This window comes from Rhizobium sp. SL42 (genome assembly GCF_021729845.1).
GTDB lineage: Bacteria > Pseudomonadota > Alphaproteobacteria > Rhizobiales > Rhizobiaceae > Allorhizobium.
On sequence record NZ_CP063397.1, the window covers coordinates 4,016,720 to 4,038,901 of the forward strand.

Here is a 22,182-nt window from a genome sequence, read left to right on the forward strand (position 1 = left end):
CGATGGATAAAGCCAAATAATTACATATGGATAAATCAATGCCAACTGAGAAATTCGCGTGAATTATGCATGCGCGTTCGTGGCTTGCTCTTCGCATCGCGTCTAAAAATGAGCAAATCGACGGCGATCTTCCCCACCCGGGATTTTGATCCCAGTCGCAACGACTATTCACGTCGGCCCTTAAACCTCTTTTAACTCTGCTAGTCAAAATTGTAGCAAGGAATCGGATTCAAACGGCGCAACAGTACACGCCCCGGTTCCAGCGGCTGCATGAAGCAACTCGATCCTCGCAATCTGACCAATTAGCCCTTCTCCAGGCGGCGTGCCCAATGGCATTTCGCATCAGGGGACAGTGTGCCCAAATTTTTGCCAGCCCTTCGGCCGGCCGGAGAACCCGTGCGCGTTATTCTGATAGATGACAGCAAGTCTGTGCTCGCAGCGATACAAACATCGCTCCTGGGGCTGGTGGATATCCATGTCGAAGCCTTTCTCGACCCGGTGCTGGCACTGGAAGCGTGCAAGTCCACACCGTTTGACCTGGTTTTGGTCGACTACACGATGCCTCGGATGAACGGCGTCGAAGTCATTCGTCAACTGCGTGCACGCCCGTCCTATCAGCATGTACCGATTATCATGGTGACGTCGGAAACCGAGCGCAGCATCCGCATCGAAGCGATCGAAGAGGGAGCAACCGAATTTCTCCGCAAGCCTTTCGACGGCGTTGAATTGCGCGCGCGCGTCGCCAATTTGCTGACGCTGCGCCAGGCCCAGCTTGATCTGGCCGATCAGGCAAAAAGTCTGGAACGGTTGGTCAACAGCGCCACGGCAAAGCTGGCAATCCGTGAAGAGGAAATCATCTGGCGTCTGGCCCGCGCGATCGAATATCGCGATGGCTCCACCGGAGAACACGTCTCACGTGTTGCCCATATCTGCCGGCTGATCGCAGAAGCGCTTGGCTTCGACCAGGCCTATTGCCGGATGATCTATCTGGCGGCCCCGCTGCACGATGTCGGCAAGATCGGCATCGCTGACAATATCCTGTCCAAACCGGGCCGCCTCACCGAGGCCGAAATCGCCGAAATGCGGCAGCATGTGCAGATAGGCGTCAGGATCCTGGAGAACGGCTCCTCCGACCTGGTGCGCACCGCTGAAAAGATTGCCGGCGGCCATCATGAAAAGTGGGATGGAAGCGGCTATCCGAACGGCCTTGCCGGCGAAGCAATCCCGATCGAAGCACGCATTGTCGCTGTCGCAGACGTCTTTGAGGCATTGTGCAGCGAACGTTCATACAAATCTGCCTGGGCGCCGCAACAGGCACTTGGCTACCTCCGCACAGAAAGCGGCAAACATTTCGATCCGGCCTGCATCGCGGCATTCGAACGCCAGTGGCCGGCGATCGAGGCGCTGATGACCGGAAGCGATGACCTTGCCGAAATCCGCAGCGCAAAGACCGCGCGTTTGTCCGCAGCGAGGCCGGACGAAACTCCGGCCAAAGCAACCGCCACTCACCGAGCCTAGGAAGAGACATGCCGAGCCACCCATTGACACTGCCAAGCACACTCTCGATCCGCCACGCGGCGCCCATCCGCGAACAGCTTCTGGCCGCCCTTGAAAAGCATGACGCGGTCGAAGTCGAATTTCCCGACGGCTGCGAGGCCGATCTCAGCCTCATCCAGTTGATCGAGGCAGCGCGGCGTCATGCAGACACCCATGGCAAGCGCCTGTCACTCAAGACTGCAGCGAATGGTCGTGTGTTCGACGTTCTCGAGCGTGGCGGCTTTCTCTCGGAAATGGACCCCGCCTTTTCTCAATTTTGGTTACATCGGAAGGAAATACAATGAGTGCGAACATCCTGACCGTCGACGATTCGGCCAGCATCCGGATGACGACAAAAATCGCGCTGACCAATGCCGGCTACAAGGTTACGGAAGCCGTGGACGGCCTTGACGGCCTGAACAAGGCCAAGAGCGCCAGCTTCGACCTTATCGTCACCGATCTGAACATGCCCAACATGAATGGTCTGGCGATGATCGAAGCGTTGCGTCAGTCCCCGGCCCACACCGGCATCCCGATCATCTTCCTCACCACCGAATCCGATGCGGACATGAAAAGCCGCGCCAAGGCAGCCGGTGCCACCGGTTGGATCACCAAGCCTTTCGACCCTGAACAGCTCGTCAAGATCGCCAGGAAAGTACTGGGCAAATGAACACAATGGACCCCATCCAGGTCTTCAGGACGGAAGCGGCGGAGCTCTTCGAACAGATCGAAAGCGGTCTGCTTGATCTCCTCCATGATCTGTCCAATCAGGACCAGATCGATGCTGTCTTCCGCGGACTGCACACGTTGAAAGGCTCCGGAGCCATGTTTGGCTTCGAGGCGCTCGCCGCCTTTACGCATCACTGCGAATCCGCCTTTGACCGCGTCCGAAAAGGTGAGGTCCAGGCAACAAGCGAACTGATTGCCGCCGTTCTCGAAGCTCAGGACCACATGAAGGCCCTGGTCGAAAAGCCGAATGGCGATCATGACGACATGAGCCAGAAGCTTCTTGCCAAGCTGCATGCGGCAGTCGGCGGAAAGAACGGCCATGCCGCAACGTCGCAGCCGGTAGCAGCTGCAGCGGCCCCGGCCCCGCTCGCGCCGGCCAGAGCCGCGTCTACCAATTGGATCATCAAGTTCCGCCTGCCCGACAATGCTATGGCCAACGGCACCAACCCGCTTGGCCTGCTGGACGAACTGCGCGAACTCGGAGAGTGCACGATCACCGTCGATGCCAGCACGATCCCCGGCCTTGCCGAGATCGATCCGACAACCCTTTATCTCGGATGGACCATCACGCTGGAAACCGAACAGCCACATTCGGCGATCGAGGATGTGTTCATCTTCGTCATGGACGACATGCAGCTGGAAATCACAGAGATCAAGGCGGCAGCGTCAACCGAACCGGCACCGAAGCAGGCTGAACCGCCACCGGTGGCGGAGCCCTCGGCGGAAAAGAAACAGGCTGCGACAAACACTGGCCCGGCAGACGCCAAATCCAACAAGTCGGCTGAAAACGTCCGCGTTCCGGCTGAACGGCTGGACGAACTCATGGACCGCGTTGGCGAACTGGTCATTGCCCAGTCGCGCCTGTCGCAGTTGGCCAATATCAGCGCCAACATTCAGCTGCGCTCGGTATCGGAAGATGTCGAGCGTCTGTCCGGCGAATTGCGCGACACGATGATGGTCTTGCGCATGGTCCCGGTCGGCAGCCTGTTTGGCCGCTTCCGCCGGCTGGTTCACGACCTTGCCCGCGAAACCGGCAAGACAATCGAGCTGGAGACGGAAGGCGAAACGACCGAGGTCGACAAGACCGTCATCGAACGACTGGCCGACCCGCTGGTTCATCTGGTTCGCAATTCCTGCGACCACGGCCTTGAACCGCCGGACGAACGCCGCGCCGCCGGCAAGTCGCCGCAAGGCCGCATCCAGCTCTCGGCTCGCCAGCAGGCCGGCGAGGTCATCATCACCATCAAGGACGACGGTCGCGGGATCAATCGTGACCGCGTGCGCGCCAAGGCGGAAGCCTCGGGCCTGATCCAGCCGAACGCGGTCCTTTCGGACCAGGAACTGCTCCAGCTGATCTTCCAGCCGGGGTTTTCGACAGCGCAGGAAGTCACCAACCTTTCCGGTCGTGGCGTCGGCATGGACGTCGTCAAGCGTACGATCGATACGCTGCGCGGCACCATCAATGTTGTCAGCCACCCTGGTGAAGGATCGGAAGTCTCACTGTCGATCCCGCTGACGCTTGCCATCATCGATGGTCTGCTGGTTCGCGTCGGCAATGGCCGTTATGTCATTCCGCTCTCCGCCGTCGAGGAATGCCTCGAACTTTCCGTCGAAGACGACATGCGCTCACGTGGCCGCAGCTTCATATCGCTGCGTGACAGCCTGGTTCCATACCTTCGCCTGCGCGAATTGTTCCGCACCGGCAGCAAACCCGACCCCTTCCAGAAGGTCGTGGTCATCTCGACGGGTTCCGAACGCGTCGGTCTCGTCGTCGACCAGATCATAGGCGACCACCAGACCGTCATCAAGGCCATGTCCAAACTGCATCACGACGTTGCGACCTTCTCAGGCGCCACGATCCTGGGTGACGGCGACGTGGCTCTCATCCTCGACGTGGGACACCTCGTCTTGGAAGGCCAGAAACAGGAGGCGCATTTGCGCGCAGCAGGATGAGCGAAGCAGCACGTAAGATACCCGATCATCTCTGGGGCGTCAGCGAGGAACTCGAAGTTCTGACCTTCGACATCGCCGGTGAAATGTTCGCGCTTGAGGCGGTCATGGTGCAGGAAATCCTCGACCTCCTGCCCGAAACGACGGTTCCCGGTGCAAAGCCCTTCGTCGGCAGCGTCATCAACTTCCGTGGCAAGGTCATTCCGCTTGCCGACATCCGCCTTGCCTTCGGCATGGAGGCGACAAAGCCGACGATCGACAGCCGCATCATCGTGATCGAGCTGGATGTCGATGGCGAACCGACGCTGACCGGCATCCGCACCGACAAAGTGCATGAAGTCACGTCCCTGATGAAGACTGCCAGCGAACCGCCACCCAGCATCGGCATGCGCTGGCGTTCCGACTTCATCGACTGCCTCGTCCGCCGTGGCGGCGAATTCATCATTCTTCCCAACCTTCAAACGATCTTCTCCGTCGGCCATGAGCGCCATGCGGCGGACCCGTCGAAGAACTAGTCGCAGCAAAGGAAAAACCACATGCGCGCCTCGATTAAACTCAAGCTGACAGTCGCCTTCGGCTTTGTCATCATCATGCTCATGGCCACCGCGACCATTGCCATCATGAGCCTCAGCGATCTGAACACCACGCTCGAAAATGTCGTGAAAGGCCCGGCCACCCGGTTGCGGCTTGCCCAGGAACTCAACATCACCCAGCTGCAGCAGCTGCGCCAGCAGAAGAACATGCTGCTCGCGACCGAAATTGCCAGCATGCGGGACTATTCTGCCAAGATTAACCAGCAGCGTCAGGATTTCGACAAGGCCTTCGACAGCGTCATGCTGCTGGCCACGGAGCAGGGAAAGGTCCTCTGGGGCAAGCTGGATGGCATGGCCACCGAATATCGCGAACAGGATGACCGCATCCAGGCCCTGATGATGGCTGGCGACCGCGATGGCGCCCTGCGCATTTCGACAAACGAAAATCGTGCGACAGTCGGCGAAATCGACGAGTTGCTTGATGAAGTCGTCAAGCTGGAAACCAGCCGACTGGCAGAAGCCAACGAGACGGCCGGTGCTGACTATGTCCAGACGCGCAATGTCATGCTCGCGGTTGCCGGCGCCGCCCTGCTGATCGCCCTGGCGGCCGCAGTCTGGATCGCACTGTCCATCAATCGCGGTCTGCGCAACGCAGTCAGCTCGGTCCAGAGTGTTGCTGACGGCGATCTGACCAAGCTGGCCGTGGTCAAGTCCAACGACGAAATCGGCGACCTGCTGACTTACGTCAACGCCATGATCGAACGTCTGCGCGGCGTGGTCGGCGATGCCCTTTCGGCATCATCGAACGTCTCGTCCGGTAGCCAGGAACTGTCGGCAAGCTCGGAACAGCTGTCGCAGGGTGCAACCGAACAGGCTGCGGCTGCCGAAGAGGCCTCTGCCTCGATGGAAGAAATGGCCGCCAACATCAAGCAGAACGCCGACAACGCTGCCCAGACCGAAAAGATCGCCCGCCAGTCGGCCAAGGACGCAGAAGCGTCCGGCGACGCCGTGACCCGCGCCGTCGGTGCCATGCGCACGATTGCCGAGAAGATCTCGATCGTCCAGGAAATCGCCCGTCAGACAGACCTTCTCGCACTGAACGCAGCCGTGGAAGCAGCGCGCGCCGGTGAACACGGCAAGGGCTTTGCGGTTGTTGCATCGGAAGTCCGCAAGCTGGCGGAACGTTCGCAGTCGGCAGCGGCCGAAATCGGCGCTATGTCGAGCGACACCGTAAAGGCAGCCCAGGAAGCCGGCGAAATGCTCGGCCGCCTGGTTCCGGATATCCGCAAGACCGCCGAGCTGGTCTCGGAAATCTCGGCAGCCTGCCGCGAACAGGACATCGGCGCCTCGCAGATCAATGAAGCAATCCAGCAGCTTGACCAGGTCACCCAGCAGAACGCTTCGGCCTCCGAACAGATGGCCGCGACCTCCGAAGAGCTGGCAGCCCAGTCCGAGGAACTGCAGACCTCGATCGCCTTCTTCCGGGTTGACCGGTCTGGCGAACGGGCTCCTGTCGCCATCCGTAAACCGGCAGCCCGCCCGGCGGCTCCAGTTGCCCGTCCGGCAGCGGCCGCAGCGGTTCGCAAGCCCGCCCACGGTGACAACAGCATCACCGGCCAGCAGGCCCGCGCCAACGGCTTTGCCCTCGACCTGTCGATGGGCGGCCCGGACGCAGACGACGCGCATTTCAAGCAGAGCGCCTGAAGCATCCCCGCGAAGCCATAATGGCTCCGCCAACGGCCGGCATTTCGGTGCCGGCTATAGACAACTCTGACGGCCACAGCCGGCGACGTGAATCATTCGCAGATGTCGCGCAGACCGATATCGTATTCAATCAAGGGGCATCAGCCCCGAAACGCGCCAGGACTCTTTCCCATGCGAATGACCATCAAGCTTAAACTCAGTCTCGTCTTCGCGACGATCATCCTCCTCGCCGGCGTCATGTCCGGGCTTGCCATCTACAATCTGTCCTCGCTGAATTCCGCAATCAGCCAGATGGTTAGCGAGCCAATTGCCGACATGAACAACGTCTCGAAGGTCAGTGATCTGTTCAATGGCATGGTTCGTGCCGAAAAGAATTCCATTCTCAACACCAATGCCACCGAAATCGCGGACTTCGTGAAATCGCTCAAGTCCCGCCAGCAACAGCTGATCCCAGCAATCGACAAGCTCGACCTGTCCGCTGATCAGCAGGTCCGCAAGAAGGCAGCAGAGCTACGCGCGATTGTTGAGGAATATATGCCACTGCAGGAAAAGATGGCTGACCTGGCGACCACGAACACCACCGAATCCAACCTGCAGGCTGCCGCAATCTCGATGGGCACTGGCCGCGACTTGATGAACAAGGCCATCACAGTCATCGACGAGATGATCGTTTCGGCGACAGCCAGTGTCGCCCAGACCGACGCCGAGACCAATGACCAGTATGCGCAGTCGCGTTTGATTCTCATTTCCGCAACCACCCTGTTGATCGTGATCTCGGTCGCAGCAGCCATCTGGATCTCGCTCTACATCTCCAAGGCGCTGCGCAAGGCAGGCACCTTGGCCGATGCCGTCGCAATCGGTGATCTCGATCAGGAGATCGACCACAAGGCCAACGACGAAATCAAGGATCTGGTCGATTCCATGCAGCGCATGACCGGCAACCTCCGCGAGACCGCGCGCATCGCCGACCTGATCGCCAATGGCGACCTGGTCGTCACGCCTAAGCCACTGTCCGACAAGGATACGCTCGGCCTCTCGCTGGAAAGCATGGTTGAACGCCTGCGTGGCGTGGTCGCCGATGCGCTTTCGGCAGCGGCCAATGTCTCTTCCGGTAGCCAGGAACTGTCGGCAAGCTCGGAACAGCTGTCGCAGGGTGCGACCGAACAGGCGGCATCCGCCGAAGAGGCCTCCGCCTCGATGGAAGAAATGGCCGCCAACATCAAGCAGAACGCAGACAATGCCGCCCAGACCGAAAAGATCGCACGCCAGTCGGCCAAGGATGCCGAGGCATCCGGCGACGCCGTCAACCGCGCCGTGGGTGCGATGCGCACGATTGCCGAGAAGATCTCGATCGTCCAGGAAATCGCCCGTCAGACAGACCTTCTCGCACTGAACGCTGCCGTGGAAGCAGCGCGCGCCGGTGAACACGGCAAGGGCTTTGCGGTTGTTGCATCGGAAGTCCGCAAGCTGGCGGAACGTTCGCAGTCGGCAGCGGCCGAAATCGGCTCGATGTCCGGTGAAACGGTCAAGGCAGCCCAGGAAGCCGGCGAAATGCTCGGCCGCCTGGTTCCGGATATCCGCAAGACCGCCGAGCTGGTCTCTGAAATCTCGGCCGCCTGCCGCGAACAAGACGTCGGGGCATCGCAGATCAATGAGGCGATCCAGCAGCTTGACAAGGTCACCCAGCAGAACGCCTCGGCCTCCGAACAGATGGCCGCGACCTCCGAAGAACTGGCTGCCCAGTCCGAGGAACTGCAGACCTCGATCGCATTCTTCCGGGTCGAACGTAACGCCCGCGAAAATGCGGCCGCAAAGATTGTCGCCAGGCCCGCAGCAACGCAGAACCGCCCCGCCGCCGCGCCGCAGCGAAAGGCGTCAGCAACCGACCACTCAATCGCCAGCCAGCAGGCGCGCGCAAAGGGATTTGCCCTCGATCTGTCGATGGGTGGACCTGACGCACACGACGCCGATTTCCGGGAAAGCGCATGATCATGAGCTCAGCCTCGTCTGAATCCCAGTTCGTCACATTCAGCCTCGGCGAGGAGATCTTCGCCGTTCCCGTCACCGTGGTCCGGGAAATCCTGGACCACGAGGATCCGTTCAAGATCCCGCATGGTCCGGACTACCTGCTCGGGCTGCGCGACGTGCGTGGCCAGGGTGTGCCGGTCATCGACCTCAGGGTCCGGCTTGGAATGTCGAGGACGATCCGCACCAATGATACCCGCATCCTCGTCCTGGACATTCCGATCGAGGGCAAGACGCTGGCAATCGGCCTGGTCGCGGACAAGGTCTACGAGGTCACGCCGTTTCGGCGTGACCAGATCGAAGCGGCCCCGGATATCGGTGTACGCTGGGGATCCGACTACATCGCCGGCGTTGTCCGGCGCGAGGCGGATTTCGTCGTGATCATCGACCTGGCGCGGCTGTTTTCACATTCCGACGTGAATGTGCTGGGCAGCAGTGAAAAACAAGTGGCCTTTGGCTAAGGAGTGACTCGGTGAATGCAGGCGTAGCCCAGGTACGGGGCGAGGACACGCTGGGTCCTCGCAATTATCAGTTATTGGCGAAGTTCATCTATGACTATAGCGGCATCAAGATGCCTCCGAACAAGGTCACGATGCTCGAGGGACGGCTGCGCAGGCGGCTGCGCGCCACCGGCCTTGCCACTTTCAACGACTATTGCGACTTCCTCTTCAAGCACGGCGGCTTGCAGAACGAGAGCATATATCTGATCGATGCAGTCACCACCAACAAGACTGATTTCTTTCGCGAACCCAACCACTTCAACTATCTGGAACAAGTGGTTCTGCCGGAGCTAAAAGACCGCGGCATCCGCCGCCTGCGCGCTTGGAGCGCAGCCTGCTCCACCGGTGCCGAACCTTATACGATGGCCATGGTGATGGCGGAAGCGGCCCAGGCAAACAGTGGCAGCGACTTCAACATCCTGGCAACGGACCTGTCCACGGATGTACTGAAGACGGCCAAGGCCGGGATTTATCCGGTGGAGCAACTGGATCCGGTCCCGCCACACATGATGGCGAAATACGTGATGCAGCCCAAGGACAAAAAGCGGACAAACGTCAGGATAACACCTGCATTGCGGTCAAAAATAGGCTTTGGCCGGTTGAACTTCATGGACAAGACCTACCCCGTCGGCGATCCGTTCCACATGATCTTCTGCCGCAACGTGCTGATCTACTTTGACAAGAAGACCCAGGAGCACGTCCTGTCGCAACTCTGCGCCAATCTCGTTCAGGATGGCTATCTCTTCATTGGCCACTCGGAATCCGTGACCGGCCTGGATCTTCCTGTCCGCCAAGTGGCGAACACGATCTTCAAAAGGATCTGAAGACCTCATGAGCAACAAGATCCGCGTCCTGATCATTGATGACTCCGCCTCGGTGCGCCAGACACTGACTGCAGTTCTGCAGTCGGACCCCGCCATCGAGGTGATCGGCGCGGCTTCGGATCCGTTCATAGCGGCCAAGCGCATTCAAGAGGAAATACCGGACGTTATCACCCTGGATGTCGAGATGCCGCGAATGGATGGCATCACCTTCCTGCGCAAGCTGATGTCGCAGCGGCCGATCCCGGTGGTGATGTGCTCCTCCCTGACGGAATCGGGCTCCGAAACCCTGCTGCAGGCCCTCGAAGCCGGCGCCGTGGATGTCATCCTGAAACCGAAGATCGGGGCGGCCGACTATCTCGCCGAGCAGGCGCTTCGGATCTGCGACGTGGTGAAAAGTGCAGCCCAGGCGAGGCTCGGGTCGACGAGGCGCATGCGCTCGGGAGCAGCCGGCGGCCCGACGGCCAAACTGACTGCAGACGCCGTCCTGCCGCCGCCGACCGGCAAGGCCATGGCCCGCACCACCGAAATGGTGGTCTGCGTTGGCGCATCGACCGGCGGCACCGAAGCCCTGCGCGAAATGCTGGAGCGACTGCCCGCCAACGCGCCTGGAATCGTCATCGTCCAGCACATGCCGGAACGTTTCACCGCAGCCTTCGCCAAGCGGCTGAACAGCCTCTGCGAGGTCGAGGTAAAGGAGGCAGTCGACGGTGACCCGGTCCTGCGCGGCCACGTCCTGATTGCACCCGGCGACAAGCATATCCTCCTCGAGCGGCAAGGCGCCCGCTACCACGTGTCTGTGCGCACCGGCCCGCTTGTCTCGCGCCACCGCCCGTCGGTGGATGTCCTCTTCCGTTCGGCGGCACGGGCTGCGGGCTCCAATGCCATGGGCGTCATCATGACCGGCATGGGTGACGATGGCGCACGCGGCATGGAGGAGATGCACCAGGCCGGCGCCTTTACCCTCGCTCAGGATGAGGCGAGTTCCGTCGTCTTCGGCATGCCGAAGGAAGCGATCGCGCGTGGCGGCGTCGACAAGATTGTCTCTCTCGATCTCATCGCAAGAGAAATCCTGAGTGCCGACAAGCACCGGTAGTCAGCGGATTTTCCCGATATTTCAGACACCTCTGCAAGCTTGCCTACGCAACTTTACCTCTTTGTTAACCATGTTTGGCAAGAGTGAAGACTGCACGATGGTTGTGCCCTGGAGAGCGATTCCGGCTCACGCGTCTAGACGAGGAGCAGACCATGGCCGTCATCACATTCGCCAATTCCAAGGGTGGCGCCGGCAAGACAACAGCCGTCCTTCTCCTTGCAACGGAACTTGTGCGGCGCGATTTCAGGGTCTGCATTCTGGATACCGATCCGCAGCGCTGGATCTCCAGATGGTTTGAGACCGCCGAGAAGCGGCCAAACCTGACCGTCGAGACATTTGTCTCCATGGCCACGATCCAGAGAACCGTAACCGAATGCCAGCGTGACTGGGACTATGTGATCATTGACCTTCCCGGAATTCAGTCTCCCCTGCTGGCGACCGCCATAGGCCTGTCCGACCATGTGATGATCCCCGTACAGGGAAGCAGCATGGATGCGCAGGGTGGCGCGCAGGTTCTCGATCTGCTCCGTTATCTCGACCGGAAAGCCGGCATCCGCATCGCCCACTCCGTGGTCCTTTCGCGGGTGAATTCGTTTGTGACCACGCGTGCGCTGCAGGCCGTCAAGCAACTTTTGACCGAACAGCGCGTGCATGTGCTCGACACACCGATCATCGAGCGCTCCGCTTATCGCGATATGTTCGATTTTCACGCCTATTTGCATCGCATGGATCCGGCGAAGGTCAGCAATCTCGGCAAGGCGATCCTCAACGCCGAACGCTATGCGGATGAAGTGTTGAAGCTCGTGCCGTTGGCGCAGACAACCGAGCAGGTGCTGCTCGCCACCCGAACGCTCGGACGGCTGGAGCACGCGGCCTAGAATAGCAGGTCAGAAAAGGGCGTCGGCGAACAAGTCGTCGTCATCCATGATTTCCGCTTTGGCCGTTTCGGCCGGGGCAGCAGAGCCCGCAGAGTTCACATTCAGATACCGCAGATGAATGTCTCTTTCCTGCGCCATCGTATAGATCCGGAAGATACCCGATGAAAGCGGCTCGATCCTCGAGGCGAGATCATATGTATCCGGAAGAGTGTCGGCCGCCATGTGCGCGGCCAGGCCGAGGCACTGATCGAGAACACCGCCAAGCTCGCTTTCGAAATCAAGCTTGGTTGCGGCTGCGCTGATGCGCGCAAACACCGCCTGCCCCTCGATTGCGAATTCCTGCAGTCCCTTTTCCATCTCCGCGCCGACGGTCTGGACGGCCGCCAGCGCATGGCGCAGCGGCTCGCCGAGATTGCCGATATCAGCGGTCGCTTCACCAGACAGGAACTGTGTCGCCGCTTCCACGGCATGAAGATCGGCCACGATCGCATCGGCCGGCGTCTCAAGCTTGCCGGCGAAAAGCCGAAGTTCGCCGCTGACCACATTCACCGAACGCCCCGCATCCCCCAGGCGCGAACAGCGCAGGTTTGAGTTGAGAGCCATGTAGTGGATATCGGTCTTAATCGAACGAATGACTTCGATCCCCTTCAACAGATGCTGGGCCGTCGCAGTCACCGAACCGACGACTGAATCCGATTCGCCACTACGGTCGCGGACGCGTTCCGCAAGCTCGCAACCGATCCTCAGATCAGCCTCCATCGATTTCAGCGCATTGTGTTCTTCGCCGCCACCTTCGGATGTCACCTTGTCACGCAGGACGAGGATCTGCGAAGCATCAGCGGAAAAGCTCGCAATATTGCTCGAGATACCACGGCATTGCCGACGGAAATCGACCAGCGTCTCATCGAGCTGAGCATGGCACAGATGGAGAATGACCGTGTTCAGATCATCGATCTCCCGCGCGGAAAGCGCGCCACCTTCCGGCGAGGCCAGAAACGCGTCCAGCATTTCGAACGTGCTCTGCACATGTTCGATGCGCTGGCGGGTGATGTCGCCAATCTGCAGGCCGGAAAGCACGCTGGCTATCTTGCCCTGCACACGCCCTGTCACCTGCTTGACATCGCTGGCAACGGCGGACATCTGCGCATATTGCTGTGCGATGCGACTGGAACTCTGATCGAGGTTGCTGACAATGCGGGGAACCGTGGCATCGAAATCGCTGCGGATGCCTTCGGCAAAATCACGCGCCGTCTGCAGCTGCGCGCGCATTACGCCCAGCTGTGCGACGAACTTGTCCACCTCCTCCGCACCGAACTGCACTCGGTCGCGAATTTCATCGGCAAATTCAGCGAACTCGGCAAGCCCGGCACCGGTGATCTTCACCGTGATGGCGAAGGTACGCAGATAGCGGATGGTCTCGCGCATGTCATCGAGGTGAAGGCTGCTCGAATAGCAAATGTCGGAAATCTCGACAAATTTCGTATGCCTTGCTTCCGCTATCTTCGGCAGGAGCGCCAGATCCGAAACGGTACTGCGCAGCCCCTTGACCGTTGACGCCGTGGTCTCACCGTCGAGGGTATTCGTCAGGCGATCGAGGATATCGACCAGTCCGTTCAATATTTCCATCACAGAAACAAGAACGGCGCCCGCGTCGAGAAATGACCTCTCGATCGCCGAATGAGCCAGATTGAGTTTTGAGACCAAGTCCGTCCGCAAGTCTGGACCAACTGTCGTAAGCTTGAAATTATGCTTCACAACACACCCTACACTACTTTGTAGGGGCAACTTAGCCGACACTGTAAAAAGAGTAGTAAATTCAGGCCGCGACAAATTGCGAATTTGGACCAATGCGACCTGTGATGGATTTTACAGTTAATGGTTTTACGTCAGCAATTCGTCATTCGATCAAGCAAAATGTGCAGGCTCCCGGCAAGAGGTGCTGGCCATTGGCGGCCGGCGAAGGCCGCGATTGCGCCCGCCACAAGCCAAGCGTCCGATCACATAAAATCACGTTGCTGCAATTTCGCCTGATAGCGACGATATGACACTGCAAATCAGTCGCGAGCAATTCGCGATCCAACCGGAAGTTCGTGCGATGAGGGTTTCGCGCGCGATTTTTTGATGCCGTGAAGGGAATTGACGAGCCATGACTTGGCATTCGTCAACAGAACCTTCGGGCACGAAATGCTGGAGAAATGTCACCTGTCATTCCTTATAGGCCATGTGCTTTTTCGAAACAAAAAGCCCGTTTCACCTCTAAAGAGAGCAACCTGTGGCAGTCCAGCCGAACATAGTGATCCCCGTCACCTTTGGCGATACTTGCCTAATTTATTGATAGAAAAAGGAATTTCCCGTATCAGCACAATGACGAGCAACTTAGTTATGTTGCACAACAACATAATGGGCGTAATTCTTGCCGCGTCGCAGCATCTTGACACTCCCTGCGTTCTCTCCGAACATGTTTTGGCCAAAGCTTGTCATTTGCGAACACGTTCGCCCGAGCGCATCGGTCAGTTTGGAGAATTTGTGGCAAAGTCGATCGATTGGAGCTGCAATGGAAAACACTAGCAAGATAAGGGTCCTTGTTTTGGACGAGAACCCGGTCCTGGTGGACGGCCTGAGCTTTCTGATAAATTCGACACGACAGCTGAAAGCACTCGCGCTGACGCAAAGGGACATTAATCTGGCAGAAGCGATCAAGCGCCTGGTGCCGCATGTTATCGTCGCCGATCCTGGCTTCCTCGATCAGGCCCTGAACGACGGCGAGATGGACTTGAAAGAACTTCAGGCCATGACACGCATCATTGCCTATTGCCATGCGCGCGACACCTTGCCGGGTGAGACATACATCGCCAAGGGATACTCCGGCGTGGTCACCAAAACGGTTGCAAGCCCGAAGCTATTGCGTGCGATAAAGAGTATACACGCCGGCGACATCGTCATAGATGAATCCGTGATCGCTTTGTCCGAAAGCGGAAATCCCAACAATGCAATCTCAGAATCCGAACAAGGCAAGCTCTCCACGCAGGAAGAACTTGTCTTGCGCTATGTCGCACTTGGAAAAGCGATGAAAGAAATCGCTGCAGACATTCAGTTAAGCACGAAAACTGTTGAAACGTATAAATATCGCGCAACAAAAAAACTATCTCTTCGAACGAGATCAGACATCGTCAACTACGCAATAAGCGTCGGCTGGCTTCAGTATTAATATTATTCGATGAAAAAATAACAGCGCGATGGAAAATTTCTGTCGCGCTACTTCGCGTTATTCGAATTACAATTGCTAATATTATGTTTTTATTAAATAATTATCGGGAATTTACCTGACAATTGTCGGGTCTTTCCTGACTTTTACTAAACAACCATAGCTGCCAATCCTAAAGACGGATTTAAACGATTGTTAACTACCGACAGGCCCCGAAGGCCTGCGGTCAACAACAAGGGCAGCACATGGCTAGGATCAGCGTATTTGGAATCGGCTACGTCGGCGTGGTGGCAGCGGCCTGCCTGGCCAAAGATGGACATGAGGTTGTTGCCGTGGATATCGACCCCGCCAAGGTCGACACGATCAACAACGGACGCGCACCGATCGTTGAAAAGGGACTTGATCCCCTGATCGAGCAGACCGTCGCCACTGGCAAGCTGCGCGCCACGCTCGATATACACGAGGCAATTTCTTCGACCGATGTATCCTTTGTCTGCGTCGGCACGCCGAGCGCAGCGGACGGCTCGGTTGGACTGACCTATGTGGTCAAGGCCTGCGAGGCGATCGGCGCAGCAATCGCCGCCAAGGGCCGTTTCCACTCCGTTGTCATTCGCTCGACCATCGTGCCGGGCAGCATGGAGCAGGTCTGCATCCCGGCGCTCGAGCGCAGCACGAGCCTGATCGCCGGCAAGGATTTCGGCGTCGGATACTACCCGGAATTCCTGCGTGAAAGCACAGCGATCGAAGACTACTACGATCCGGGCCTGATCGTTTTTGGTGCTCTCGACGAGCAGACCGACAAGGTCCTGCACGAATTGAATGAGGCGCTTCCGTGCCCGTGCCACTCGGTTTCTCTCGCCACCGCAGAGATGATCAAATACACCAGCAACTCCTGGCGCGCCGTGAAAGTCACCTTCGCCAACGAAATCGGCAACATCGCCAAGGCGAGCGGCGTAGACGGCCAGTTGGTGATGAAGATCCTGTGCTCGGATCTCAAGGTCAACATTTCCCCCTATTTCATGCGTCCCGGTTTCGCCTTTGGCGGCTCCTGCCTGCCGAAGGATGTCCGCGCTCTGCGTCATCTCGCCAAGGAGAAGCATGTCGAGACCGCCCTTCTCGACGCGGTCCTCGAAGCCAACGAAGCGCAGATCGACCGCGCCGAGACCATGGTTTCGCAGATGGGCGGACAGACAATCGGCATGGTCGGCATCAGCTTCAAGACCGGAACCGACGATCTGCGCGAAAGCCCGCTCGCAAGCCTTGCCTCTCGCCTGATCGACCGGGGTTACGACCTCAAGATCTACGACCCCTTCGTCAACCAGGCCTATGCGGAAGGCATGAGCGGCGCCGGTCGCGGCAATGACACAGCCATCGACCTGAAGAACAGGCTCGTCAGCGACCTCGATGACCTCGTGGACAGCTCAGATGTGATCCTTGTCGGCAATCACTATGCCGAGGCAATGCCGGTGCTTGATGCATCGAGTGACAAGATCCCCATGGTCGACCTGCTTCGCATCCGGCCGGGCATTCGCTCAGCCGGAACCTACCAGGGCATTTGCTGGTAAGGAGCGCACCGATATGTTGGCCCACGTCATCTATCTCCTCATCATGACGATCCTGGCGCTCAGCGTGCCGCATCCGGCGGTCCAGACCGTCTCCGGCACCCTGATCACCGTCGGCCTGATTGGCGCCTGGCGCTATGCCTGGGCAGGGATCAATCTGGCGCGGGCCGCCTATTACCTGAACTTCGCCTATCCTCGCCGGCGCAAAAACGCCGTCGAGGCCTATCAGGCCCGCGGCTTGAAGGATCACACCTTCTTCCTGGTCACCACCTATAAGATCGCTCCGGATATCTCGACCCGGGTCTATCGTTCGATCTTCGAGGCGGCCTATCACGCCAAGGGTGGCGCCACCATCGTCGCCTCGATCGTCGACGAAGCCGACGCACGGCTGATCCGACAGGTCATGGCCTCTGTTGCTTCCCGCAATCCGGGCTCGGAAGCGATGGTCGCCCTGAAGATCGACAAGATCGCCGGCACCGGCAAGCGCGATGCACTCGCCACATCACTCCGCTCTATCGCCAAGCTCAATCCGGGTCGCAACGATATCGTCATATTCGTCGATGGTGACAGCTGCGTACCGGTCGACGTCATCGACCGCAGCCTGCCCTTCTTTACCGACCCTTCCGTCGGCGCCGTCACCACAGATGAGTACAGTGACACCAAAGGCGGGCGCCTGTTCCGCGACTGGTTCGATCTGCGCTTTTGCCAGCGCCACGTGATGATGTCTTCGATGTCGCTTGGCGAACGCGTGCTGACCCTGACCGGCCGCATGTCGATCTTCCGTGCCAATCTCGCCACCGACAGCGGTTTCGTCGATCTCGTCCGCAACGACTTCATCGATCACTGGCGCCTCGGCCGGGTTCACTTCCTCACCGGCGACGACAAGTCCACCTGGTACTGGCTGCTGCAGCGCGGATACAAGATGCTCTACCTGCCAGATCTCTGCACGGTTTCGATCGAAACCCAGCCCAATTCCGGCTTCATGGACTCCGCAACGGTCCTGATGACCCGCTGGTTCGGCAACATGCTGCGGACCAACGCCCGCGCACTTGCCCTGCCCGCCTCACAGATCGGTTACTTTACCTGGTGGTCGATCCTCGACCAGGCGATCTCGATCTGGACAACGCTTGCCGGGCCCGCCAGCATTCTGCTCGCCACATTCTTCGTTAGCCCCTGGATCCTGCCGCTGTATTTCGCCTGGGTCATGTTCACCCGCTACTGCATGTGCACGATCATCATGGCGTTCCGCAAACGCAGTTTCCCGGTCACCTTTCCATTCCTTCTCTACTTCAGCCAGGTTGGCGGCGCGGTGATCAAGAGCTTCATCCTCTTCCGTCTCGACCGCCAGCGCTGGACACGCCAGTCCGCGGCGAAAACGGGGAGCTACAGCCTGCCTCTCGGCCAGCGGCTGAAGGCCCACAGTTCAACCTACATGCATGGCCTTGCCCTCGGATGGCTCATCCTCGGTGTGGCTTATGTCGGCAACCTCATCTAACCGCGCCCACCCCAACAGCGAAGGACCGTGACAATGGACATCGAGAAAAAGCCCGCACGAGACACAGCATCACAGGCTTTGGCCACCCAGGCCGCAAACGTCCCGGTCCTCCTGGACAACGGTACAGAGCACCCGAAAACCAACATCCCGTTTTCCGCAATCATCGATGGTCGACAGTTCAGCGGCCAGAGCCTGTCCCTTGTGTCTGCAACTGTTGCCGGTCTCTCCGGACCGGAACTGGAAGGCAAGCAGCGGATCGCTGTTTTGCGCTTCGATTTCGACGGTTACACGATCGCCCTGCAGGTCGATGTTCGCATTAGCCGCATCCAGTCCGAAACCGGGGAACTGCGTCTCGACTTCATCGAGCCGACCGGCGAACACCTGCCGACCCTGCGTTATCTGCTCAACAGCCATATCGCCGGTGATATCACCTCAGTCGACGGCATCATCAGCCGCCGCGAAAAGGCTGGCGTGAGCAACGCCAAAAACCAGGGTGGATCGACGACCTTCGGCAGTTACGTCGGACGCGGCCTGCGGGTCGCTGCAACCGCAGCGCTCAGCCTGGCGCTGGCCGCCATCGCGGCAAACCTCGTCTATCAGCGGGTATTCTCCAAGGAAGTTGCCCAACTCGCTACGCTTTCGGCCGGCGGCCAGCCGCTGCGCGCGGTGGCAAGCGGCCAGATATCCTATCTCAACCTCAGCGCGGGCAAGGGTGAGGTTCTCTACACCCTGCAGGCCGTCTCGGGCGATACGCTGAGCGTCAACATGCCCTGCGACTGCAAGATCCTGCCAGGCGCCGCGATGGAAGGTTCGACTGTCATGGCCGGCGATACCGTCGCCGAAGTCGTCACCGGCGAGACGGCACCGGTCGTCATTGCGACCGTCAGTGCAGATCAGGCAAAACTTCTGGTGCGCGGCGACATTGCCGAGCTTAAATTTCCCGATGGCGTGGTTGCCTACGGCAAACTCACCACCGGCGCACAAGCGCTGACACCGGTCGGTTCGCAAGGTGAGATGCGCGCCGTCATCACCCCGGATGCCGCCCTCGGTGGGGAAGCCGTGGGTTCGCCCGTCTCCGTGCGCATCATCAGCAACCGTATCTTCGCCATTGCCCAGCAACTCGGCCTGATGTCCTCCAACAGCACGGCCGGCTGAGAACCGCAGCGAGGCAGACAATCCCGCGCAATCGAAAAACAGGATTCACAGGAGCAGTCATGCAAAACGTCCATCCCCTCATCCTGTGCGGCGGCATCGGCACACGCCTTTGGCCCCTTTCCCGCACCGAGCACCCGAAACAGTTTCAGCGTATCGACGGCAACTCGGAGACCACCTTTTTTCATGCAACGGTTGAACGCCATCGCATGCCGGGTTTTGCAGACCCTATCGTCGCCGTCAGCAGTTCGCATGTCGCAACCGTTCTGCGCCAGTTGAACGACCTGAATTGCCCGGCCCGCATTATCGCCGAGCCGATCTCCCGCAATACCGGTCCCGCGGTTCTTGCCACGGCACTCGATCTCGCCGAAACCGATCCCGCGGCGCTCATCTGCGTCATCCCGTCGGACCACATCGTCAAGGGCGATCTGACAGGCAATGTCCTGGCCGCCCGTGCAGCAGCCGAAAGCGGACATATTGTTCTCTTCGGCGTTCCTCCGGAATATCCGGAAACAGGCTATGGCTATATCGTTGACGGCGGGGCGCTGGACACGCTCGACTGCGCCCGCAAGGTTGCAAGCTTCATTGAAAAACCCCCGGTGGAAATTGCAACTTCCCTGATCAAGGCCGGCAATGCGTATTGGGCTTCGGGCATCAGCCTGTTTCGCGCCGATGTGCTGATTTCCGAATTCCAGCGGCTGGATCCCACAACGTATGAGGCGGTCAGAAACGCCACCAAACTCGGCCTGCAGACGGAACATGCGCTTTATCTGAATGCCGAAGCATTGTTCGCCGCTGCCAATCTCCCCACGGAATCCATCGTTTTTGAGCATTCGCCCCGCACCGTGATCGCGCCGCTGCACGTGGCGTGGAGCGATGTCGGCGCCTGGAACGCCCTGCATCACATTGCCGAAAAGGACGACGACGGCAACGTTTTGAGCGGTGACGTCATCAGCCTCGACACCCGCAACTCATACATCCGCTCGACAAACAAGCTCGTGGCCGTGATCGGCATGCAGGACGTGGTTGTCGTCGATACCGACGACGCCCTGCTGATCACCACCCGCGACCAGGCGCAACAGGTGAAGCAGATCGTGAAAAAGCTCGAAATCATCAAACGCCGTGAACTGGCCGAACATGCCCGCAACCAGATGGCCTGGGGCGAAATCCGCCGCGTGCAGAGCGGTCCCGGATATGAACTGCGCATGATGACATTGCGCGCCGGAGGCATGCTGCCGATGCTGGAGGACCTGAACTGCCACCGGATGCTGACGGTTACGAATGGCTCTGGCCTGCTCAAGAACGGGGTCATAACGCGGCCGCTTCATGTCGGCGATACGTTCGAAGTTCCGCCGGGCGAAGCCACCGTCATTTATTGCGGACCCGAAGCCGAAATGCAGCTCGTCGAGGTCGTCTGCGAAGTGGTTGCGGCAAACCTGGAACCCCAGGCCGGCAGCCGCCAGCTCGTGAACAGCTGAGGACGGCTCCATGCGAAGAAGCGCCTCACTTCTGTTTGCCGGACTGCTCGCCTCGACGGCATTCGGTGTGAATGCCGAAAATCTCGATCATGCGGCTCTTGCCAGGTTGACCGGGCAGATCAATCAGGTCACCGACCACGCAGCCTCGGGCGACACGTCCGTTGAGAGCCTTTTACCGCTCCTCACCGAACGACTTCACGGTATTGCACCTTCGGTCCTAGTCGACGCACCTGCCTTCGTGACGATCGAGGGAAAGGGCGGCTTGCATACGATCCCGGTGGACTTCATGCTGGCACAACTGCGTCTGCAGACCGGTGCACGGTTCAGTGCAGACATCGGCAGAGCATTGACCGATGCCAACGCGCCAGCCTTGTTCATTCGCGGTGGCACCATCACGCTGAAGGAGCTCGCAGCAACAGCGGCGACCCAATTTCCCGGTGCGATCGAACAGAACGGCGAAACATGGACAGCCAATTGGCCAATCGTCATCTGGTCGGACTCTGGCCTGGTCATCGAAGACAGCGACCGACTTGAACTGTCGACGCGTGCTGGCGCCTTCGTCCTGAACGCTGGCCTACTCCAGGTGAATAACGGTTCAATATCCGGCTCGCCCGAGAGCAATGACGGCCTGCCTGAATTCAAACCATTCATCGTCACCGCAATGAGTGGTGCCTTGCAGGCCAAAAAGGCAAAGTTCGGCAATCTTGGCTTTCCCGGCTCCGGTTCGACCAGCGGCATCTCGATCATCGGCGCGGCACTTCTGCCTGCCAAGATGCGTTCATTTTTCGTTGAAAGTGCCTTCGACAGGGTTAGCAGTGTCGACCTGCTTGATACCCACAATGTGCTGATCGCCCGAAACCAGTTTCGCGATGCAGACGGGCCAGCGATCGCCGTTAAGGGCGTCAACAGTGCACGCATCCTGTCCAACATCGTGACAGGGTCGCGGCAGGCTCAGGGCATCAATATCCAGAACCGCAGCTCGGATATCGAGATCGCGCACAACCTCGTGCTCGGCAATCGCGGCAGCGGCATTTTCCTGGCCAATGGTGTTCGTGACATCAAGGTGTCGGCCAATCTGCTCTCGGGCAATGGCCGTGGCGGGATTTCGGTCGTGCGCGGCACCTGCGTCAGGCTGATCGACAATATCGTTGTCGCCAATCGGCAGGTCGGCATCAAAATCCGCGCCAGCGATCAACTGGCGCTGTCGCAAAACCAGCTGATCAACAATTCTGGACCCGGCATCTCGGTTATCGAACAGGGCCCCAAAGCCGCGCTCACCATCGACGGCAACCAGTTTATTGCCAACAGATCCGGCCTGCACGGCGGCTCGGCAAGCCAAGTGGCTTTGAGCGGCAATGATTTTGCCGGGCAGTCACCCATCCTGCTCGACGGCGAGTTCGCCAGCTACGTGCCGCAACTTCTGCGCATCTCAACCGCAGACGCTACGGCCCAACCCTTCATCATCCACGCCAATGAACAGTCGTCCGCGCGGACGGACTGCCAGTCAGGGAGTTAAAG

At 59.2% G+C, this 22,182-nt stretch carries 18 protein-coding genes; 17 read left to right on the plus strand and 1 reads right to left on the minus strand.

Going from position 1 to position 22,182, the window contains the following annotated elements; all coding sequences use genetic code 11:
* Positions 1-396 precede the first annotated feature (396 nt).
* From IM739_RS18970 to IM739_RS19020, 11 genes are all read left to right on the plus strand, one after another.
* On the plus strand, positions 397-1,518 hold the full coding sequence (locus IM739_RS18970; protein WP_237369211.1) for an HD-GYP domain-containing protein: 1,122 nt from the start codon (positions 397-399) through the stop codon (positions 1,516-1,518).
* An 8-nt stretch (positions 1,519-1,526) separates the two neighbouring features.
* The gene (locus tag IM739_RS18975) at positions 1,527-1,841 is read left to right on the plus strand and encodes an STAS domain-containing protein (protein WP_237369212.1); all 315 of its coding nucleotides are present in this window, start codon (positions 1,527-1,529) and stop codon (positions 1,839-1,841) included.
* The gene (locus tag IM739_RS18980) at positions 1,838-2,206 is read left to right on the plus strand and encodes a response regulator (protein WP_113142410.1); all 369 of its coding nucleotides are present in this window, start codon (positions 1,838-1,840) and stop codon (positions 2,204-2,206) included. The genes IM739_RS18975 and IM739_RS18980 overlap by 4 nt, the downstream gene beginning before the upstream one ends.
* Positions 2,203-4,218 carry a chemotaxis protein CheA gene (locus IM739_RS18985; RefSeq protein WP_237369213.1) on the plus strand — a complete coding sequence of 672 codons (2,016 nt, stop codon included), beginning with the start codon at positions 2,203-2,205 and terminating at the stop codon, positions 4,216-4,218. Before IM739_RS18980 ends, IM739_RS18985 begins: the two co-directional genes overlap by 4 nt.
* Positions 4,215-4,730 (plus strand): chemotaxis protein CheW, encoded by a 516-nt coding sequence (locus IM739_RS18990; RefSeq protein WP_009110004.1) that lies wholly within the window; start codon positions 4,215-4,217, stop codon positions 4,728-4,730. The genes IM739_RS18985 and IM739_RS18990 overlap by 4 nt, the downstream gene beginning before the upstream one ends.
* A 21-nt stretch (positions 4,731-4,751) precedes the next feature.
* Complete coding sequence (locus tag IM739_RS18995) at positions 4,752-6,452, plus strand: methyl-accepting chemotaxis protein (RefSeq protein WP_237369214.1); 1,701 nt, start codon at positions 4,752-4,754, stop codon at positions 6,450-6,452.
* Between the two features lie 171 nt (positions 6,453-6,623).
* Complete coding sequence (locus IM739_RS19000; RefSeq protein WP_237369215.1) at positions 6,624-8,441, plus strand: methyl-accepting chemotaxis protein; 1,818 nt, start codon at positions 6,624-6,626, stop codon at positions 8,439-8,441.
* The gene (locus IM739_RS19005) at positions 8,438-8,938 is read left to right on the plus strand and encodes a chemotaxis protein CheW (protein WP_237369216.1); all 501 of its coding nucleotides are present in this window, start codon (positions 8,438-8,440) and stop codon (positions 8,936-8,938) included. Before IM739_RS19000 ends, IM739_RS19005 begins: the two co-directional genes overlap by 4 nt.
* Positions 8,939-8,949: 11 nt before the next feature.
* Positions 8,950-9,801 carry a CheR family methyltransferase gene (locus IM739_RS19010; RefSeq protein WP_237369217.1) on the plus strand — a complete coding sequence of 284 codons (852 nt, stop codon included), beginning with the start codon at positions 8,950-8,952 and terminating at the stop codon, positions 9,799-9,801.
* Between the two features lie 7 nt (positions 9,802-9,808).
* Entirely contained in the window at positions 9,809-10,894 is a 1,086-nt protein-coding gene (locus IM739_RS19015) for a protein-glutamate methylesterase/protein-glutamine glutaminase (protein WP_237369218.1), read from the plus strand.
* A gap of 152 nt (positions 10,895-11,046) precedes the next feature.
* Positions 11,047-11,772: a ParA family protein gene (locus IM739_RS19020; RefSeq protein WP_237369219.1), complete on the plus strand. Its 726-nt coding sequence runs from the start codon at positions 11,047-11,049 to the stop codon at positions 11,770-11,772.
* Between the two features lie 9 nt (positions 11,773-11,781).
* Here IM739_RS19020 and IM739_RS19025 read toward each other — a convergent pair whose 3' ends face one another.
* A complete protein-coding gene (locus IM739_RS19025) occupies positions 11,782-13,398 on the minus strand; it encodes a chemotaxis protein (protein WP_237369220.1) in 1,617 nt (538 codons plus the stop codon).
* 928 nt (positions 13,399-14,326) lie between these two features.
* Here IM739_RS19025 and IM739_RS19030 point away from each other — a divergent pair.
* The 6 genes from IM739_RS19030 to IM739_RS19055 all read left to right on the plus strand — a co-directional run bounded on the left by IM739_RS19030 (position 14,327) and on the right by IM739_RS19055 (position 22,180).
* The gene (locus IM739_RS19030; protein WP_237369221.1) at positions 14,327-14,980 is read left to right on the plus strand and encodes a helix-turn-helix transcriptional regulator; all 654 of its coding nucleotides are present in this window, start codon (positions 14,327-14,329) and stop codon (positions 14,978-14,980) included.
* 242 nt (positions 14,981-15,222) lie between these two features.
* Positions 15,223-16,542, plus strand: a complete 1,320-nt coding sequence (locus tag IM739_RS19035; RefSeq protein ID WP_237369222.1) for a nucleotide sugar dehydrogenase — start codon at positions 15,223-15,225, stop codon at positions 16,540-16,542.
* A 13-nt stretch (positions 16,543-16,555) separates the two neighbouring features.
* Positions 16,556-18,034 carry a glycosyltransferase gene (locus tag IM739_RS19040; RefSeq protein ID WP_237369223.1) on the plus strand — a complete coding sequence of 493 codons (1,479 nt, stop codon included), beginning with the start codon at positions 16,556-16,558 and terminating at the stop codon, positions 18,032-18,034.
* A gap of 33 nt (positions 18,035-18,067) precedes the next feature.
* Positions 18,068-19,189, plus strand: coding sequence for a pilus assembly protein PilZ (locus tag IM739_RS19045; protein ID WP_237369224.1), 1,122 nt, complete (start codon positions 18,068-18,070; stop codon positions 19,187-19,189).
* A gap of 59 nt (positions 19,190-19,248) precedes the next feature.
* The gene (locus tag IM739_RS19050) at positions 19,249-20,664 is read left to right on the plus strand and encodes a mannose-1-phosphate guanylyltransferase (RefSeq protein WP_237369225.1); all 1,416 of its coding nucleotides are present in this window, start codon (positions 19,249-19,251) and stop codon (positions 20,662-20,664) included.
* A gap of 10 nt (positions 20,665-20,674) precedes the next feature.
* Positions 20,675-22,180, plus strand: a complete 1,506-nt coding sequence (locus IM739_RS19055; RefSeq protein ID WP_237369226.1) for a right-handed parallel beta-helix repeat-containing protein — start codon at positions 20,675-20,677, stop codon at positions 22,178-22,180.
* Positions 22,181-22,182: the final 2 nt, after the last annotated feature.

Bases quoted from the DNA above. Each gene is read 5' to 3' on its own strand.
- IM739_RS19015 (WP_237369218.1), top strand. From the start codon at position 9,809: ATGAGCAACAAGATCCGCGTCCTGATCATTGATGACTCCGCCTCGGTG.
- IM739_RS18975 (WP_237369212.1), top strand. From the start codon at position 1,527: ATGCCGAGCCACCCATTGACACTGCCAAGCACACTCTCGATCCGCCAC.
- IM739_RS19050 (WP_237369225.1), top strand. From the start codon at position 19,249: ATGCAAAACGTCCATCCCCTCATCCTGTGCGGCGGCATCGGCACACGC.
- IM739_RS19000 (WP_237369215.1), top strand. From the start codon at position 6,624: ATGCGAATGACCATCAAGCTTAAACTCAGTCTCGTCTTCGCGACGATC.
- IM739_RS19040 (WP_237369223.1), top strand. From the start codon at position 16,556: ATGTTGGCCCACGTCATCTATCTCCTCATCATGACGATCCTGGCGCTC.
- IM739_RS19020 (WP_237369219.1), top strand. From the start codon at position 11,047: ATGGCCGTCATCACATTCGCCAATTCCAAGGGTGGCGCCGGCAAGACA.
- IM739_RS19035 (WP_237369222.1), top strand. From the start codon at position 15,223: ATGGCTAGGATCAGCGTATTTGGAATCGGCTACGTCGGCGTGGTGGCA.
- IM739_RS19025 (WP_237369220.1), bottom strand. From the start codon at position 13,398: ATGGAAATATTGAACGGACTGGTCGATATCCTCGATCGCCTGACGAAT.
- IM739_RS19005 (WP_237369216.1), top strand. From the start codon at position 8,438: ATGATCATGAGCTCAGCCTCGTCTGAATCCCAGTTCGTCACATTCAGC.
- IM739_RS19055 (WP_237369226.1), top strand. From the start codon at position 20,675: ATGCGAAGAAGCGCCTCACTTCTGTTTGCCGGACTGCTCGCCTCGACG.
- IM739_RS18995 (WP_237369214.1), top strand. From the start codon at position 4,752: ATGCGCGCCTCGATTAAACTCAAGCTGACAGTCGCCTTCGGCTTTGTC.
- IM739_RS18990 (WP_009110004.1), top strand. From the start codon at position 4,215: ATGAGCGAAGCAGCACGTAAGATACCCGATCATCTCTGGGGCGTCAGC.
- IM739_RS18980 (WP_113142410.1), top strand. From the start codon at position 1,838: ATGAGTGCGAACATCCTGACCGTCGACGATTCGGCCAGCATCCGGATG.
- IM739_RS19045 (WP_237369224.1), top strand. From the start codon at position 18,068: ATGGACATCGAGAAAAAGCCCGCACGAGACACAGCATCACAGGCTTTG.
- IM739_RS18985 (WP_237369213.1), top strand. From the start codon at position 2,203: ATGAACACAATGGACCCCATCCAGGTCTTCAGGACGGAAGCGGCGGAG.
- IM739_RS19030 (WP_237369221.1), top strand. From the start codon at position 14,327: ATGGAAAACACTAGCAAGATAAGGGTCCTTGTTTTGGACGAGAACCCG.